The organism is Actinoplanes sp. NPDC051851, from assembly GCF_040681165.1.
In the GTDB taxonomy this organism is placed as follows: Bacteria; Actinomycetota; Actinomycetes; order Mycobacteriales; family Micromonosporaceae; genus Actinoplanes.
This window is the reverse complement of sequence record NZ_JBFAYF010000025.1, coordinates 78,273-95,050: the sequence shown is the minus strand read 5'-3', so window position 1 is coordinate 95,050 and position 16,778 is coordinate 78,273. Positions and strand designations below refer to the sequence as shown.

18 protein-coding genes are annotated in these 16,778 nt (G+C 72.1%); 10 read left to right on the top strand and 8 right to left on the bottom strand.

Annotated features, from left to right (window positions below; genetic code table 11):
* Positions 1-17: 17 nt before the first annotated feature.
* Positions 18-1,001 (bottom strand): LysR family transcriptional regulator, encoded by a 984-nt coding sequence (locus AB0M08_RS23785; protein WP_364497033.1) that lies wholly within the window; start codon positions 999-1,001, stop codon positions 18-20.
* A 127-nt stretch (positions 1,002-1,128) separates the two neighbouring features.
* On the bottom strand, positions 1,129-1,683 hold the full coding sequence (locus AB0M08_RS23780; protein ID WP_364497030.1) for a hemerythrin domain-containing protein: 555 nt from the start codon (positions 1,681-1,683) through the stop codon (positions 1,129-1,131).
* 114 nt (positions 1,684-1,797) lie between these two features.
* Between AB0M08_RS23780 and AB0M08_RS23775 the strand changes: the two genes are divergently transcribed.
* Positions 1,798-3,111, top strand: a complete 1,314-nt coding sequence (locus tag AB0M08_RS23775) for a M20/M25/M40 family metallo-hydrolase (RefSeq protein WP_364497027.1) — start codon at positions 1,798-1,800, stop codon at positions 3,109-3,111.
* A 23-nt stretch (positions 3,112-3,134) separates the two neighbouring features.
* A complete protein-coding gene (locus AB0M08_RS23770) occupies positions 3,135-3,803 on the top strand; it encodes a hypothetical protein (RefSeq protein WP_364497024.1) in 669 nt (222 codons plus the stop codon).
* A 162-nt stretch (positions 3,804-3,965) separates the two neighbouring features.
* Here AB0M08_RS23770 and AB0M08_RS23765 read toward each other — a convergent pair whose 3' ends face one another.
* Positions 3,966-4,157 carry a DUF5703 family protein gene (locus AB0M08_RS23765; protein WP_284915033.1) on the bottom strand — a complete coding sequence of 64 codons (192 nt, stop codon included), beginning with the start codon at positions 4,155-4,157 and terminating at the stop codon, positions 3,966-3,968.
* Between the two features lie 41 nt (positions 4,158-4,198).
* Positions 4,199-5,188: an aldo/keto reductase gene (locus AB0M08_RS23760; RefSeq protein ID WP_364497021.1), complete on the bottom strand. Its 990-nt coding sequence runs from the start codon at positions 5,186-5,188 to the stop codon at positions 4,199-4,201.
* A gap of 135 nt (positions 5,189-5,323) precedes the next feature.
* On the opposite strand from AB0M08_RS23760, the gene AB0M08_RS23755 reads away from it, so the two are divergent.
* From AB0M08_RS23755 to AB0M08_RS23730, 6 genes are all read left to right on the top strand, one after another.
* Positions 5,324-6,376 (top strand): LLM class F420-dependent oxidoreductase, encoded by a 1,053-nt coding sequence (locus tag AB0M08_RS23755; RefSeq protein WP_364497018.1) that lies wholly within the window; start codon positions 5,324-5,326, stop codon positions 6,374-6,376.
* Positions 6,376-7,068, top strand: coding sequence for an MSMEG_4193 family putative phosphomutase (locus tag AB0M08_RS23750; RefSeq protein WP_364497015.1), 693 nt, complete (start codon positions 6,376-6,378; stop codon positions 7,066-7,068). Before AB0M08_RS23755 ends, AB0M08_RS23750 begins: the two co-directional genes overlap by 1 nt.
* A 108-nt stretch (positions 7,069-7,176) precedes the next feature.
* A complete protein-coding gene (locus tag AB0M08_RS23745) occupies positions 7,177-7,782 on the top strand; it encodes a DUF3090 domain-containing protein (protein ID WP_364497012.1) in 606 nt (201 codons plus the stop codon).
* Positions 7,779-8,594 carry an SCO1664 family protein gene (locus AB0M08_RS23740; protein ID WP_364497009.1) on the top strand — a complete coding sequence of 272 codons (816 nt, stop codon included), beginning with the start codon at positions 7,779-7,781 and terminating at the stop codon, positions 8,592-8,594. Before AB0M08_RS23745 ends, AB0M08_RS23740 begins: the two co-directional genes overlap by 4 nt.
* A 59-nt stretch (positions 8,595-8,653) precedes the next feature.
* Positions 8,654-9,892 carry a cysteine--1-D-myo-inosityl 2-amino-2-deoxy-alpha-D-glucopyranoside ligase gene (gene mshC / locus AB0M08_RS23735; protein ID WP_364497008.1) on the top strand — a complete coding sequence of 413 codons (1,239 nt, stop codon included), beginning with the start codon at positions 8,654-8,656 and terminating at the stop codon, positions 9,890-9,892.
* Positions 9,893-10,156: 264 nt separating this feature from the next.
* On the top strand, positions 10,157-10,513 hold the full coding sequence (locus AB0M08_RS23730) for a hypothetical protein (protein ID WP_364497005.1): 357 nt from the start codon (positions 10,157-10,159) through the stop codon (positions 10,511-10,513).
* An 82-nt stretch (positions 10,514-10,595) separates the two neighbouring features.
* Here the strand turns inward: AB0M08_RS23730 and AB0M08_RS23725 are convergent, their stop codons facing one another.
* Positions 10,596-11,084 carry a GNAT family N-acetyltransferase gene (locus tag AB0M08_RS23725; protein ID WP_364497003.1) on the bottom strand — a complete coding sequence of 163 codons (489 nt, stop codon included), beginning with the start codon at positions 11,082-11,084 and terminating at the stop codon, positions 10,596-10,598.
* Between the two features lie 58 nt (positions 11,085-11,142).
* Here AB0M08_RS23725 and AB0M08_RS23720 point away from each other — a divergent pair, with 58 nt between their 5' ends.
* Positions 11,143-11,808: a TetR family transcriptional regulator gene (locus tag AB0M08_RS23720; protein WP_364497000.1), complete on the top strand. Its 666-nt coding sequence runs from the start codon at positions 11,143-11,145 to the stop codon at positions 11,806-11,808.
* 529 nt (positions 11,809-12,337) lie between these two features.
* Here AB0M08_RS23720 and AB0M08_RS23715 read toward each other — a convergent pair.
* Both AB0M08_RS23715 and AB0M08_RS23710 read right to left on the bottom strand, forming a co-directional pair.
* A complete protein-coding gene (locus AB0M08_RS23715; protein ID WP_364496997.1) occupies positions 12,338-13,027 on the bottom strand; it encodes a response regulator transcription factor in 690 nt (229 codons plus the stop codon).
* Entirely contained in the window at positions 13,015-14,349 is a 1,335-nt protein-coding gene (locus tag AB0M08_RS23710; RefSeq protein ID WP_364496994.1) for a histidine kinase, read from the bottom strand. The genes AB0M08_RS23715 and AB0M08_RS23710 overlap by 13 nt, the downstream gene beginning before the upstream one ends.
* A 190-nt stretch (positions 14,350-14,539) precedes the next feature.
* Between AB0M08_RS23710 and AB0M08_RS23705 the strand changes: the two genes are divergently transcribed.
* On the top strand, positions 14,540-15,823 hold the full coding sequence (locus tag AB0M08_RS23705; protein WP_364496991.1) for an alpha/beta hydrolase: 1,284 nt from the start codon (positions 14,540-14,542) through the stop codon (positions 15,821-15,823).
* Between the two features lies 1 nt (position 15,824).
* Here AB0M08_RS23705 and AB0M08_RS23700 read toward each other — a convergent pair whose 3' ends face one another.
* Complete coding sequence (locus AB0M08_RS23700) at positions 15,825-16,616, bottom strand: GntR family transcriptional regulator (protein WP_364496988.1); 792 nt, start codon at positions 16,614-16,616, stop codon at positions 15,825-15,827.
* Positions 16,617-16,778: the final 162 nt, after the last annotated feature.

Sequence of the window (16,778 nt, the reverse complement as noted above, 5' to 3'; positions counted from 1 at the left end):
TGCTGGCCGCGGTCCTCTCAGGCCGCGGCCAGTTGTGTGCCGCTGCTGCCTCCCAGGTGCGGGTGGTCGCGGGTCCACTCGACGTAGTCCTCGTTCCGGGCGATCACGTCCCGGTACGACTCCCGCGCCAGTTCCAGGGTCTTCGCCGAGGAGCGGGAGGCCGGTGACTCGGGGTGCCAGCCGAGCAGCAGCCGCCAGCGCAGCGGCGCGCCCTTGAGCGGCCGCGTGGTCAGCCCGGCCGGTGGGCGGAACGTGGGCTGGCAGAGCCCGATCGCCACGCCGAGCTCGACCATGTCGATGCAGGCGCGCACGTCGGTCTCCAGGACCCGCCGTGGCGCGAAGCCGGCCCGGGCGCAGGCCGCCGCGAAGCAGTCCTCGAAGCAGCCGTCGCCGGCCGCCGCGGACCACTGCTCGGACGCCAGCTCGGCCAGGTCGACCTCCAGGCCCTTCGCCTGGGGGTGGTCCTCGCGCATCAGCACGCAGACCGCGTCGACCGCGATGGTGTCCCAGACCAGGCCGTACTCGGCCGAGGGCAGGGCGTCGCCGCAGACGCCGACCTGCGCGTAGTCCAGCTTGCCGTTGAGCACCATGGTGGCCAGCTCGTCGACGTAGTAGGACGCGTATGTGGAGATCTGCGCCTCGGGCTGGTCGGCGGAGATCCGGTGCAGCAGGTGCGCGAAGACCGGGCCGCCGATGGCGCCGATGCGATAGCGGCTCAACGTGCTGAAGCCGCCGGCGGCCAGCCGGGCGGCCTCGTCCTGCAGTCCCTTCATGGCGGGCAGCAGGACCCGGGCCCGGGAGAGCACCAGCTCGCCGAGCGCGGTGGGTCGGGCGCCCCGGCGGTCCCGGTCGAAGAGGGGACCGCCGAGGGTGCGTTCGATGCGTTGCAGCTGTGCGGTGAGCGCGGGTTGGGCCAAGCCGAGTTGTGACGCGGCCTTGGTCACGCTGCCGGTCTCCGCGATGGCGCAGACCACCTTCAGATGCCGCAGCTCCAGGTTCATAGCGTGACGTTAGGACTTGAAAGGGATCGAACGCTAGACCTACAACCCGTGGAAAGATCGATGGGTTGTGACAAAGCAGTAAAACAATGGGACGAGCGTAACTAAACGCCCGTTATGGAAGCTTTGCTTACAGATCGCGAGCGTACGTCGTACGCGCAGTGACCACGTCCCGGACCTTGTCGACCGCACCCACCAACGGGTCGACGACCTTGTTCCACGGCGGTGTGACCGGAGTGCCCGGATGCGGGCGGGTCGGCGCCGACTCGGCGGCCGTCTCCACCCGGTTGCCCAGGCGGATCATGTCGTCGGCCGGCACCATCTGCTCCAGCAGCGGGAAGAGCTCGCCGGCGTCCGCCGCGACGTGCCGCCGGACCCCCTCGACGATCTGCTCCCAGTCCTCGGCGACCAGCAGCTTCAGCAGCTCGCGGTCCTCGGCCAGCTCGCGGTCGGCGATCCGGTCGCCGTCCGGCACCGCCTGGCGGATCGCGGGATGGAGGTACTGCTCCTCGGCGGAGAGGTGCCGGGAGACGGTCGCGACCAGGACCGACCGCACTCTGGGGTCGGCCAGTCGCTCGGTCAGGGAGAGCAGCTCGCTGTGCTGCTCGGTGAGGACGTCGACGACACTGCGCCCGGAGATCTGGCCGCCCACCGGGGGCAGCGGGGGGAGATTCACATCCGACATGTGCGCGGGGTTACCCTGCGCGGCTCTCCCCCCAAACCCCCCCATCCGGCCGCCCCGCCCGCCGCCCATGGATCGGACTGAAGGCCGGCAACACTGAGCTGGTAAGAAGGGGCGATGAGTACTCCCACCTCCGCCGTGGACGAGGTCGTCGGCATCTGCCGCGATCTGCTGCGCATCGATACCACCAACACCGGGGACCCGCGGACCACCGTGGGCGAACGGGCCGCCGCGGAGTACGTGGCCGAGAGCCTGTCCGAGGTGGGCATCGAGACGACACTGCTCGAATCGGCGCCGAAGCGCGCGAACCTGGTCGCCCGGATCCCCGGCGCCGACCGGTCCCGCGGCGCCCTGCTGGTCCACGGCCACCTGGACGTGGTGCCGGCCGACGCGAGCGAGTGGTCGGTGCACCCGTTCAGCGGTGAGGTCAAGGACGGCTACCTCTGGGGCCGCGGCGCCGTCGACATGAAGGACTTCGACGCGATGGTGCTCTCGGTGGTCCGCGAGTGGCGGCGCACCGGGTACGTGCCGCCCCGCGACATCGTGCTGGCGTACACCGCCGACGAGGAAGCCGGCATGGAGTACGGCTCCCAGTGGCTGGTGCAGAACCACCCCGGCCACTTCGAGGGTGTCACCGAGGCGATCGGCGAGGTCGGCGGGTACTCCTACACCGTCAACGACGACCTGCGCCTCTACCTCGTGCAGACCGCCGAGAAGGGCCTCGACTGGCTCCGCCTGCACGCGCACGGCCGTCCCGGCCACGGTTCGTTCATCCACGACGACAACGCGGTGACCGCGCTCGCCGAGGCGGTCGCCCGGGTGGGGCGCCACCGCTTCCCGGTGGTTCTCACTCCCACCGTACGGGCGTTCCTGGAGCAGGTCTCGGACGCCCTGCAGATCGATCTGAACCCGGACGACCCGGAGCTCGCGATCTCCAAGCTCGGCCCGATCGCGAACCTGATCGGCGCCACCATCCGCAACACCGCGAACCCGACGCGCCTCGAGGCCGGCTACAAGGACAACGTGATCCCCGGCAAGGCGTCCGCGACCATCGACTGCCGGACGCTGCCCGGCCAGGCCGACGCGTTCCTGCGCGAGCTGCGCGAGGTGATCGGCCCGGACGTCGAGATCGAGCACGTCCACCAGCAGCCGGCCGTGGAGACCGAGTTCGGCGGCGAACTGGTCGACGCGATGGCCGCCGCGCTGCGGGCCGAGGACCCCGGTGCGCGTACTGTGCCGTACCTGATGTCCGGGGGTACCGACGCCAAGGCGTTCTCCACCCTGGGCATCCGCTGCTTCGGGTTCGCCCCGCTGCGGTTGCCCCCGGACCTGAACTTCGCGGCCCTGTTCCACGGCATTGACGAGCGCGTCCCCGTGGAGGGGCTAGAGTTCGGCGTGCGTGTGCTAGACCGACTGCTCCGCAACAGCTAGATCTCGGAAGGACCCCCATACTGATGAGCGACCAGAACGCTGAACTCGACGCCGCCCTCGAGCGGGTAGTCGAAGCGGCGCGGGCGCATCTGGAGGCCGTCAAGGCGGCCGCCGGCCGCATCGACGACGACGACGTCTGGCAGGCGTACGTCGACCTCAACAACGCCTCTTTCGCGTACGACGAGAAGCTGCTCGACGCGTACGGCGAGGTGACTCCGTGGGACGTCGAGTCGATCGACCCGGACGAGGCGGACCAGCGCTTCCTGGCGGCCGAGGGCGCGAGCGCCGCGGCGGGGGACCCGTACCCCAAGGTGATCTCGGTGCGGCAGCGCCGTGACTACCGCGTGCCCAGCGTCTCCGCGCTGCTGCGGGTCGCCGAGACCGCGCGCCGCAGCTCGGTCCCGGACGACGAGGACGCCGGCCCGGTCGAGTCGGTCGGCGAGGCCGTGCTGGAGCTGCTCCAGGCCGGCGACGGCTCGCTGGCGTCGCTGGACGTGCCCGAGCTGGAGCCGCTCGACGGCCTGCTCACCGTCACCGAGGTCGAGAAGCCCCTGGACCTGGAGGCCTTCGACGACGCCGACGGCTCCGGCCCGTTCGCCCCGGTCGAGACCGACACCCTGGTCGGCCGCCTGGACGAGCACCCCTTCCTCCCCGACGAGGAAGACGACCACGCGGGCCACAATCATCCCTGATTGCCGCGCTCCGCTCGGCGGCATGGCGCCTCTGTGAGCCGTTGTCGAGGGCACCGAAATCGGCCCCGCTGCGCTTGCCGTCTTCGGCACCCTCGACAACGACAGGCGCCATGCGACTCGGGTCGCGCAACGACGAAGGCCCGTCCACTCGGACGGGCCTTCTCAGTAGCTGAGGCCGGGCTGCGGCGTCGGCTGGACCCGGCGGCGGAGCATCACCTTCCGGGTGCCGTCGGCGAAGAGCTGGACCCGGGCCAGCTCCCACCCGGAGAACTCCGCCTGTATGGCGAGCTGCGCCGCCGCGGTCAACCGATCGACATTCGAGGGCAACCTGAGCGGCGCGTATTCGTAGTCCATGCGATCTAATATGCGCCCGTGCCGAGTCCGCGCACCAGACCTCAGCCTGTGAGGAACCCCGCGCCCTCCCGTTCGGGGTAACCCACCTCGATCGCCGAGACGTCGTCGAGCGCGAATGCTATCTCGGCGGGCAGTGTCAGCTGCTCGCTGCGGAGCGCGCCCTGCAACTGCCCGGCGGTCCGCGCCCCCAGGATCGGGGCCGCCACGCCCGGCCGGTCGCGGATCCAGGCGAGCGCGACCTCCAGCGGGGACACCCCGAGCCCGGACGCCGCCGTCACCACCGCCTCGACGATGCTGGAACTGCGTGGTTCCAGGTACGTCTGCACGAACGGCGCCAGATGCTCGGAGGCCGCCCGCGAGTCCAGCGGCCGCCCGTTGCGGTACTTGCCGGTCAGCACCCCGCGTCCCAGCGGCGACCAGGCCAGCACGCCGAAGCCGAGCGCCGCCGCGGCGGGCAGCACCTCGCGCTCGATGCCCCGCTCGACCAGCGAGTACTCCATCTGCGCGGCCACGATCGGGGCCCGTCCGGGGTACGCGCTCTGCCAGGTCGCCGCCCGCGCCGTCTGCCACGCCGCGAAGTTGGAGACGCCCACGTACCGCACCCGGCCGCTGTCCACCGCGTGATCCAGAGCGGACAGCGTCTCCTCGAACGGGGTCTGCCCGTCGTACCCGTGCACCTGCCAGAGGTCGACGTAGTCGGTGCCGAGCCGGCGCAGCGAGGCGTCCAGGGAACGCAGCAGGTTGCCCCGGGAGCCGTCGCGGTGCCGCCAGCCGTGCGGAGTGAGTCCGGCCTTGGTGGCGATCACCACCTCGTCGCGCGGGACGAGGTGGTCGAGGAGCGAGCCGATCACCGCCTCGGCGTCCCCGCCGCCGTACACGTCCGCGGTGTCGAGCAGGGTGCCGCCGGCCTCCAGGAAGAGCTTGAGCTGTTCGGCGGCGTCGTCGGGGTCGGTGTCCCGTCCCCAGGTCATGGTGCCGAGGGCGAGCCGCGAGACCGCTAGCCCGCTTCGGCCGAGCGGTCGCTGGTGCATGAGTGAACCTTATTCAGAGTGGGTCTTCGGCGAAATCCTCCGGCTCGTCAAGGTCCGTCGGTTACCGGACCGAAACGCTGGCGGGTTCTATCAGTACGCTTGCGGGCGGAGCATTCGGTGATCTCGGGAGGGAACGTGCGGCTCGGACTCAACCTCGGCTACCAGACGGCGTGGAGCACGCCCGCCGATCACCTGGCGATGGCCCGGGAGGCGGATCGTCTGGGCTATGCGGTGGTCTGGGCCGCGGAGGCGTACGGCTCGGACACGGTGAGCATGCTCGCCTGGATCGCCGGTCAGACGGAGCGGATCGACATCGGCTCGGCGGTGCTGCAGATCCCGGCGCGCACCCCGGCGATGACCGCGATGACCGCCGCGACCCTGGACACGCTCTCCGGCAGCCGGTTCCGTCTCGGGCTCGGGGTCTCCGGCCCGCAGGTCTCCGAGGGCTGGCACGGTGTCCCGTTCGCCAAGCCCCTCGCGCGGACCCGGGAGTACGTGGACATCGTCAAGCTCGCGCTCTCCCGGGAGAGGGTGGCGTACCAGGGCGAGCACTACACGCTGCCGCTGCCCGGCGGCGCCGGCAAGGCGATCAAGCTGGGCTTCCACCCGCCGCGCGCGCACATCCCGATCTACCTGGCCGCCGTCGGCCCGAAGAACCTGGAGCTGGCCGGCGAGATCGCCGACGGCTGGCTGGCGATCTTCTTCGCCCCGGACGCGGCCGCCGACCATCTGCGGCACATCGCGGCCGGCCGGGCGAAGCAGGGTCTCGGGATGGACGGGTTCGACGTGGCGCCGACCGTTCCGGTGGTGGTCGGCGACGACCTGGCCGCCTGCGCCGACGTGCTGCGCGGGTACGCGTCGCTCTACATCGGCGGGATGGGCAGCCGGGAGCAGAACTTCTACAACCGTCTCGCGGTCCGGATGGGCTACGAGAAGCAGGCGAAGGAGGTCCAGGACCTCTACCTGAGCCGCCAGGTCGCCGAGGCCGCGGCCGCCGTCCCGCAGGAGTTCATCGAGCGCACCTCGATCATCGGGAACAAGGCACAGATCATCAAGAGGCTTTCCGAGTACGCCGCGGCGGGCGTCGGCACGCTCTCGGTCAGCCCGTACGTGGGCGATCTCGAGTCCGGCCTGGCCACGTTGCGTACGGTCGCCGAGGCGTTCGAAGAGTCCGGCGTGGCGAGCTAGTGGCCACCGTCCTGCTGCTGCGCCACGGCCGTACCACCGCGAACGCCTCCGGTGGGCTGGCCGGCCGCCAGCCCGTGGAGCTCGACGAGACCGGCCGTGCCCAGGCCGCCCGGGTGGGGGAGCGGCTGCGTGACCTGCCCCTGGCCGAGGTCGTCTCCAGTCCGCTGGTCCGCTGCCGGCAGACCCTGGAGCTCGCCCTCCCGGACACGAAGCCGGAGCTGGACGAGGGCCTGATCGAGTGCGGCTACGGCGACTGGGAGGGCCGCCCGCTCCGGGAGCTGGCCAAGGACCCGCTCTGGCCGGTCGTCCAGCAGCACCCGAGCGCGGTCACCTTCCCGAACGGCGAGGCGATGGCGGCCATGTCGGCGCGGGCGGTCGCTGCGGTCCGGGCCTGGGACGCCAAGGTCACCGCCGAGCACGGCGCGCACGCGATCTGGCTGGCCTGCAGCCACGGCGATGTGATCAAGGCCATCGTCGCGGACGCGCTCGGGCTGCATCTGGACCAGTTCCAGAGGATCGTCGCGGACCCGGCGTCCATCACGGTGATCCGGTTCACGCCGACCCGGCCGTTCCTGGTCAGGGTGAACGAGACCGGTGAGCTGGGTTCGCTCGTACCGCCCGATCGGGAGGCCGGCGACCCGGCCGCGGAGAGCGACGCGGCGGTCGGCGGAGGGTCCGGTGGCGGCGTCTGACGACTCTCCGTGATCGGCGCGTTACCCCAGCGTAGGCGCCATTGCGCCCTAGGCGAACCCGGCTTCACGGCCCGCGCGGTCCGGGCCCGGGGTGGATAGGGTTGGCGCATGACCCACCAAGTGCATGCCTTCGAGCCGCCTGAGCGGTTCGTCGCCGGGACGGTGGGCGAGCCCGGGGACCGGACGTTCTTCCTCCAGGCACGCGGTGGTGGCAGGGTCATCAGCGTCGCCCTGGAGAAGGTCCAGGTGTCGCTGCTCGCCGAGAAGCTGGAAGAGCTGCTGCTCGAGGCGAACAAGCGGTTCGGCGTGACCATGCCCGACGCGCCGGTCCTGTCCGGGCACGACAACGAGCCCCTCGACACCCCGGTCGACGAGGAGTTCCGGGTCGGCACCCTCGGCCTCGCCTTCGACGTCGACACCGGCACCGTCGTGATCGAGGCGATCGAGGCCGGTGAGCCCGAGGTCGAGCTCTCCAGCGACCCGCTCGACGACGACGAGGACGACGGCGACGATGACGACGAGGACGAGGACGACGACGAACCGGACGACGACCTCGACCGGCTCCGGGTCCGCCTGACGCCGGAGGCCACCCGCGCGTTCATCGACCGCGCCCGCCGCGTGGTCGCCGCCGGGCGCCCGCCCTGCCCGCTCTGCGGCCAGCCGCTCGACCCGGCCGGTCACCTCTGTCCCCGGCACAACGGCTACCACCGGTGACAGCCGAGCCGACCGAGGTGCTGGCCGAGGCGGACGCCCTCGAGCTGCTTCACCACGGCCGGATCGAGATCGAGGGCCGGCTGGCCGACGCGTCGAACACCACGCTGCGCGCCGAGATCACCCTGCACGGCCTGACCCGCCGCTGCGTCTACAAACCGGTCCGCGGCGAGCGCCCGCTCTGGGACTTCCCGGACGGCACGCTCGCCGGCCGCGAGGTCTCGGCGTACCTGGTCTCCCGGGCCACCGGCTGGGGCCTGGTCCCGCCGACCATCCTGCGTGACGGCCCGCTCGGCCCGGGCGCGCTCCAGCTCTGGATCGACGAGCCCGAGGCCGCCGAGGGCCTGATCGGTTTCGTCCCGGCCTACGACGTCCCCCAGGGCTGGTTCCCGATCGCCGCGGCCCGGGACGACGACGGCGACGCGTACTCCCTGGCCCACGCCGACGACCCCCGCCTGGCCCGGCTCGCCGTCTTCGACGCGGTGATCAACAACGCCGACCGCAAGGGCGCCCACGTGCTCTACGCGGCGACCGGCGCCATCCACGGCGTCGACCACGGCGTCAGCTTCCACGTGGAGAACAAGCTGCGCACGGTCCTCTGGGGCTGGACCGGCCGTCCCCTCCCCGACGAGGCGGTCAGCACCCTGCACGCCCTGACGGCCTGTCTGGACGGCCCGCTCACCGGCGAGCTGGAGGAGCACCTGACCGTCTCCGAGGTCCAGCACGTCCGGCTCCGGATCAAGCGCCTGCTCCGCGCCGCCCGCTTCCCCAAGCCCCCGACGGACTGGCCGGCCATCCCCTGGCCCCCGGTCTGAACAGAGGTTTAGGTCACGGGGGAGGGCCACCGGGGTAAGGGGTGGATAGGCTCCGTCTCATGGACGCTTGGACCGGGCACGACGTACCCTCCCTGCCGGGAAACGCCCCTGCGCTGCGGCTCTACGACTCGGCCCGCCGGTCGGTGCAGCCGGTCACGCCGGACGGAACCGCGACGATGTACGTCTGCGGCATCACGCCCTACGACGCCACCCACCTCGGCCACGCGGCCACGATGATCGCGTTCGACCTGGTCAACCGGGCGTGGCGGGACGCCGGGCACGAGGTGACCTACGTGCAGAACGTGACCGATATCGACGATCCGCTGCTGGAGCGTGCGCAGCGCGACGGCGAGGACTGGATCGTGCTGGCGATGCGGGAGACCGCCCTGTTCCGTGAGGACATGGAGGCGCTGCGGATCATCCCACCGGCGCACTACGTGGGCGCGGTCGAGTCGATCCCGAAGATCGCCGAGCACGTCGCCGAGCTGGTCGGCAAGGGGGCCGCGTACCGGCTCGAGGACGGCACCGGGGACGTCTACTTCGACATCACCGCCGCCCCGCGCTGGGGCTACGAGTCGAACCTCTCCCGCGAGGAGATGACCACGCTCTCCGCCGAGCGCGGTGGCGACCCGGAGCGGCCCGGCAAGCGCGACCCGCTCGACCCACTGCTCTGGCGCGGCGCCCGTGAGGGCGAGCCGGTCTGGGACGGCGGCGACCTCGGCCCGGGCCGTCCCGGCTGGCACATCGAGTGCGCGACGATCGCCCTCGGCCTGCTCGGCGACACCATCGACGTGCAGGGCGGCGGCAGCGACCTGCTCTACCCGCACCACGAGTGCTCGGCCGCGCACGCCGAGGTGCTCACCGGCGCCGCGCCGTTCGCCGGCCACTACGTGCACGCCGGCATGATCGGCCTGGACGGCGAGAAGATGTCGAAGTCCAAGGGCAACCTGGTCTTCGTCTCCCGGCTGCGCGGCGACGGCATCGACCCGATGGCGGTCCGGCTGGGCCTGCTCTCCGGGCACTACCGGGCCGACCGGGAGTGGACCGACGAGATCCGCAAGGCGGGGGAGCAGCGGCTGGCCCGGTGGCGCGAGGCCGCCGCGGCGCCGTCCGGCCCGTCCGGCGCCGGGCTCGTCGCCGCGGTCCGCGAGGCGCTGAGCAACGACATCGACGCCCCGGCCGCGCTCGCCGTGGTGGACGCGTGGGTGGACGCCGCACTGGCCGGCACCGGTGCCGACGCCGAGGGCCCGGCGCTGCTGGCGACGACGGTGGATGCGCTTCTCGGCGTACGCCTGTAGTTTTTGCAGTCTTTCGAGGGATGCCCTCGCCCTGTCACGGGTGAGGGCATTTCCGCATTCCTGCCCGCGCTTGTCGGGTTCTCTATACCGTCATTCCGCCCGGATCACGGCTCCCCGCACAGGACCTTAGACCGGCCCTGTCGGCTACGTGACCATTTTGGCTAAATTATGCGCTCAATGACGTTATTTACCGGAAAAACGTGCATTTCGGGTGCGCTCGCGACAGACTTTCGGAGGTCAAACCAACGTCCGAAAGGAATCATCATGCGTCGTCCGGCTCTGTACCTCGCCGGTCTGTTCCTGGCCACCGGTGCGAGCCTCGCGCTCGCGAGCCCGGCCATGGCGTCCGACACCGGCTTCCCGTTCGGCGGTGACAGCTACGCCGCCTCCGACAACGACACCAGCTTCTACCAGCAGAAGCACAACAGCGACAACGTCGCCCAGAACGGCCTCATCAACGTCAACAAGGGTGGCAACACCGGCTACAACGACAGTGACTACAACGGTGGCTTCTTCGACGGCGGCGGCTACAACGGCGGCTACGGCGGCTACGGCTACGGCCTCGGTTCGCTGGGGCTCAGCGCCAGCGCCAGCGCCGGCATCGGCGTCGGCCTCTTCTGAGCCCTTCGTGCGGCTCATGTGATCAATGCCAACAGGCCCGGGGGCGCCATCCGGCTCCCCGGGTCTGTGGCGTTTTCTGCTGTCAGAATTCTTTGACGTACGTCTGCCCCACGAGATCCGCGCCGAAACTGCGGTGCGCCTCCTCCGCGGTCAACCGGAATCCCCGCGCCAGATAGAGGTGCCGGGCCGCCGTCAGGATGTCGTTCGTCCATAGCCGCATCCGCGAATAGCCGACCCGTTCCGCGTACGCGAGACAGGTGTCCACGAGCCGCCCGCCGAGCCCGAACCCCCGGGCGTCCGGATGGACGAGCAGCGTCCGCAGCACCGCGGTCCCCTCCTCGTCCGGCGCGCTCACGCAGAACACACACCCCACGCGCCGCCCGTCCAGCTCGGCGATCCACGCGTCCTCCCGCTCCGGATCCCGCCCGTTCGCGTAGTCCGCCACGATCCGCGCGACGAGCGCCTCGAAGTCCCCGTCCCAGTCGTACTCGCTCGCGTAGAGCTCCCCGTGCGCCAGCACCACCCATCCCAGATCCCCCGGCTGCCCCAGCGGCCGAATCCCGATCCCCATGGTCACCTCCCGGCCTCCGCCTCACTGAAACAGTCGTTTCAGTCGGCATACTAGCGTGATGGCGGACTCACGGCGCGACGAGCTTCTGGAGCGGGCGTACGCCTACGTCAGCACCCACGGCCTCACCGCCCTGTCCCTGCGCCCGCTCGCCGCCGCGATCGGCTCCAGCCCCCGCGTCCTCCTCTTCCTCTTCGGCAGCAAGGACGGCTTGGTCCAGGCCCTCCTCGCCCGCGCCCGCACCGACGAACTCCGCCTCCTCCACCACGCGGGCGCCGCCGCCACCCCCACCGCAGCCCCCCTCCCCATCACAGCCCCCCTCCCCGCACCTGCCGCCTCACCCGAGACTCCCGGTCCGGTGCCGGCCGGTCACGGGCCGTCCGGTGGGATCGAGGCGGTCGCCCTCCGGATCTGGGGCTGGCTCAGCGACCCCGCGCACCGCGGCCTGCTCATCCTCTGGGTGGAGGCCTACGGCCGCTCCCTGATCGACCCGGCCGGCCCCTGGGCCGGTTTCGCCCGCGACACCGTCACCGACTGGCTCGCCGTGCTCGCCGCCGCCCAGCCCGCCCCCGAACGCGACACCCCCGAGGGCGAGGCCCGCCGCACCGCCGTCCTGGCCCTCCTCCGCGGCACCCTGCTCGACCTCCTCGCCACCGGCGACCTACCGCGCACCACGGCCGCCCTCCACACCTCCCTCCACGTCATCCCCCACCACGCCGCCGCCTGACTCCTGTCACCGCCTGACCAGAACGGCGTAGGCGAGGCGGCGCATGCACACAGGCGGCGTGGGTGGGGCGGCGGGTGCACACAGGCGGCGTGGGTGGGGCGGCGGGTGCACACGAGCGGCGTAGGCGGGGCGGCGGGTGCACACGAGCGGCGTAGGCGGGGCGGCGCGTGCACACGAGCGGCGCGGGTGGGGCGGCGCGTGCACACCGACGGCGCCGGCCGGGCCGTGGGCGCACACGAGCAGCCCGGAACGGGGCGGCGGGCGCACTCGATCCGTGATCGTGTGCGCGTGCAGCCGTCAGAGGGGCGCAGGAAGGACACGGGCGGCGATCGTGGATCCTCACCGCCCCCCGCAGGCCGTGATCGTGAACCCGGACCGCCCGCGATCCGCGTGAGCGGCGACCGAAGACCGCGAATCGATGTGGAGCTCGGCGGCGGGGGAGGGCTGTGGACGACGTGGCTGAAGGGTGCGGCGGCGGTGCCGTGGCGGTGGCGGTGGGGGGCGGGGCGGGGCGGTGGCTTCCTCTCGGTCAGAGCAGTTCGGCGTCGTGGACCAGGAGGGCGATCTGGACGCGGTTGTTCAGGTCGAGCTTGGTGAGCAGACGGGAGACGTGGCCCTTCACCGTGGGCAGGCTCATGCCGAGGTGGGTGCCGATCTCGGCGTTCGAACGGCCCTCGCCGACGAGCAGCGCCACCTCGGACTCGCGCTCGGTCAGGGTGGCCAGCCGCTGCCGGGACCGTGCCCGCCGGGTGCCCGCCGCCGGGTCGGCGACGTGGTCGATCAGGCGGCGGATCACCGTGGGGGAGAGGCTCGCCGCGCCGGCCGCGACGGTGCGTACCGCGGTCAGGATCTCCCGTGGCGGCGTGTCCTTGAGCAGGAACCCGCCGGCCCCGCCGCGCAGCGCCTCCAGCACGTACTCGTCCACGTCGAACGTGGTCAGCACGATGATCTGCGGCGCACCGGGACGACTGCGGATCCGGCGGGTGGCGGCCAGCCCGTCGACGCGCGGCATCCGGATGTCCATCAGCATCACGTCCAGCCGGTGCGCCTGGGCGACGGTGACCGCCTCGGCGCCGTCGCCCGCCTCGGCCACCACCTCGATCTCGGGCGAGCCGCCGACCAGGATGCGCAGCCCGGCCCGCACCAGCGGATCGTCGTCCACGATGGCGAGCCGGATCACCCCGCCCGCAGAGGGCCCGTCGCCGGTCACGCCGGCCATGGCAGCTCCGCCTCCAGGACGAACTCGCCGTCCCGTGGGCCGTATCGGACCCGGCCACCCGCGAGCTCCACGCGCTCGCCGATGCCGACCAGTCCCAGCCCGCCGCTGAGCCCGCCGCTGAGCCCGCCGCTGTCTGGCCCGCCGCCGCTGAGCGCGCCGCTGTCTGGCCCGCCGCCGCTGAGCGCGCCGCTGTCTGGCCCGCCGCCGCTGAGCGCGCCGCTGTCTGGTCCGCCGCCGCTGAGCGCGCCGCTGTCTGGTCCGCCGTCGCGGGGCTCGCCGTCGTCGGGTGTGCCGCCCGCCGGTGTACCCGAGACGGGGTTGGTGACCGAGATGCGCAGGCCCCGGCCCGCGGCGCCCGCCACCCGGACCGACGCGGACCGCGCCGAACCGTGCTTGCGCGCGTTGGTGAGCCCCTCCTGCACGATCCGGTACGCCGTCCGCCCGAGCACCACGGGCGGCCCGCCGGCCGGCACCGCACTGTCGAACCCGACCGTCATCCCGGCCGCCCGCACCCCGTCCACCAGGTCGGGGAGATCGGCGAGACCCGGCTGCGGTGGCTCCGGCCGCCCCCGGGACGGCGCAACCACCGCCCGCAGCTCCTCCAGGGCCTCGTGCGCGCTGCTCCGGATCGCCCCGGCCGCGATCCGCAACTCCTCCGGCCGGACCGCGTCGCGCACCTCGAGGGCACCGGCATGCAACGTGATCAGCGACATCCGGTGCGCCACCACGTCGTGCATCTCGCGGGCGATCCGGGCCCGCTCGGTCAGCCGCGCCTGCTCGACCCGGAGCTGCTGCTCGGCCTCCAACCGCGCCGCGTGCTCCCGCAGCGAGGTGGTGAGACGCCGGTACGCCTGCACGAACAGCCCCCACCCCACGACCGCCGAGGTGGCCACCCCGCGCATCACGAAGTCCACCCAGACGCCGAAGTGGTGCGTGCTCTGCAGCAGGTAATACACCCCGCCGGTGCCGACGTTGACCGCGCCGAGCGCCAGCAGGACCGGCAGCCGCAGCCGGATCGCCGCGCTGAAGAGCGCCACCGTGATCGCCCCGGTCGCGGTCACCGAGATCGCGCCGAACGGCAGCAGCGCGACCGCCACGGCGAGCGGATGCCGGCGCCGGAACGGCAGAGCCGCCGCGCACACCACCCCGAGCAGCAGGTCGGCCCGCCAGGGGATCGCCGCACCCGGGTTGGGCGCGTCGCCGATCCGCATCATGAACGTCCCGTACGCACACGCCAGCACGACCGCGACGAGATCGGCGAGCCGGTCCCGCAGACGGGCACCCGGGCTCGCCGGATCGGGCACCAGCAGCGCGAAGAGCATGGCGGAAGCCTAGCCGTGTTTCGGATCCCGACCGGGGCTGCGGCGTGGCCCAGAGCGCGCCTGGCACTCGGCCGGGATCCGAAGCACGGCTAGGGCGCGGTCGATTCCCGCCACCAGATACCAAGGTATGACCACCCGGGTATCCATCGGCCGATGTGAGTCGTACCGGGGGCGGAAGATCCTCATCGGCATGACCTACCGTCTGCTCACGGCCGTCCTCTGGGGCGCTCTCCTCGGCTGGTGGACACCCCGTGGTCCGCTGACCGCCACACAGGCCCTGATCTCGATCGTGGGCAGCGCCGCGGTCGGCCTCCACCTCGCCCGGCTGCCGCGGTCCCGCCGGCTTCTCCCCCTTCTCGCGTACGCCGTAGCCCTGGAAGTCCTTCGCTCCCTCTCCCGCGCACCCACCGCGGACATCCCCCACCCGACCGCGTTCGGCCTGGTCGCCCTGCTCGCCGGCCGCGGGGTGCAGTACCTCGTCACGCTGGTGCCGATGCTCCTGGCCCGCAGGGGGATCGTGCTCCTGCCCGTCCTGCTCGTCCTCGTCACGCTGGCGGCGGTGCCCGCGCGCACGCCGGGCATCCCCGGTGGCGTGGCCGAGCTGGCCCGGGTGAACGACCTGCGTGTGATGATCCGCGGCCGCGACCTGTCCAGGCCGGTGCTGCTCTTCGTCCCGGGCGCGCCGGGCGGTTCGGAGCTGGGCGCGATGCGGCGCCACCTGGCGGCGCTGGAGTCGCGCTTCGTCGTGGCCACGCTGGACCGCCGTGGCGGCGGGGGCTCCTACGCGGCGCTGGGCGACACGGTCACGGTCGGCCGGTCGGTGGACGACATCGTCGCGGTCACCGACTACCTGCGGAGACGGTTCGGCCGGGAGAGAATCGTGCTGCTGGCCCACTCCGGCGGCTCGGTGCTGGGCGTGCTCGTGGTGCAACGGCATCCGGAGAAGTACTCGGCCTATGTGGGAACGGGCCAGGCGGTCGACGTACGGGAAAGCGATCTGATCTTTTATCAGGACGTGCTGGCGTGGGCGGAGCGGACCGGGCGAGCGGACCTCGCCGGGGAGCTGAGGGAGCAGGGGCCGCCGCCGTACCCGGACTTCTGGTCCTACGAGCCGCTGATGCTGAACGAGGGTGCCGCGTACGGGCAGCGGTCGGCGGCGTTCGACGTCGGGGTGAGCGAGTATTCGCCGCTGCAGCGGGTGCACACGCTGAACGCGATCATGGACACCTGGGCGGCGCTGTACCCGCGGATGCAGGACGTCGACCTGCGCGAGTCGGTGACGCGGCTCGACGTGCCGGCCTACTTCATCCAGGGTGAGGGGGAGATGCGCGGCCTGTCCGAGGTGTTCGCGCGGTGGTACCCGGGACTGACCGCGCCGGCCAAGCGACTGATCGTGATCCCGGGCGGTCACCGGGCGATGTTCGAGTCCCCGGACCGTTTCGTGGCGGCCCTGGACTCGCTCTCTCTGGGATAGGTCAGGCCAGCGCGAGGCCCGGATCCGGATCGGGCTCCGCGGCCGGCGCCGGGATCCGGTACTCCTCGGTCAGCGTCGTCATCGGACCCGGCCAGGTCGCCTGCGCCACCTCGATCGGCTTACGCGTCTCGTCGAAGGCGACGTGCAGCAGATGGAGCACCGGCGTGTCCGGCCGGATCTGCAGGATCTCCGCCTCGTCGCGGCTCGGCTGCCGTGCCGTGATCGTGTCGGTGGCCGAGGCGTACCGGCGGCCCAGGACCTCCTCGGCCTCCTGGTACAGCGGCCGTCCGAACGCCTCCGGCCGCTCCAGGGTCGTCCCGCTCGCGTCGGTGATCCGGAACCACGAGGCGCCCAGCTCCACGGTGGCGTCGTCGGTACGCACCACATGCCGCCGGACCAGCAGTTCCGTGCCGTCGCGTACCCCGAAGGCGTCCGCGACCTCGGGCGGGGCGGCCTCCCGGCGTACCCCGGTGAGCTGCTGCCGGTAGCGGGCCGCCAGGTCCGCGTGATAGCCGCGGTGTGCGCCGTAGCGGCCCCGGGAGAGCCGGTTGAGCCGCCGGCGGGTGCCACGCACGTACGTCCCGGAGCCCGGCTTGGTGATCAGGATGCCCTCGACGCGCAGCTGGTCCACGGTGCGCTGCACGGTCTGTTTGGCGACACCGAACATCTCGGCCATCGCGGGGATCGAGGGGAGGCGCTCGCCCGGCTGCCAGTCGCCGCGCCGGATGCGTTCGCGCAGCTGAGCGGCGATCTGACGGTGCGGGAACTCGGCATTGCCCGGGTTGATCGTCATGCGCACCCCTTCGGCCGGCGGCGGGCTTCTCACTAGGTTCCTAGGATGCGGCACCGTGCCGGCGGTCCAACGGAGACACGCCGGTGCATGACGTGCCGGGGTCTATCTGCGGTACAGCAAACAGACGTATAGCGATCATGCTCGGTGGCACGCATACTGGCC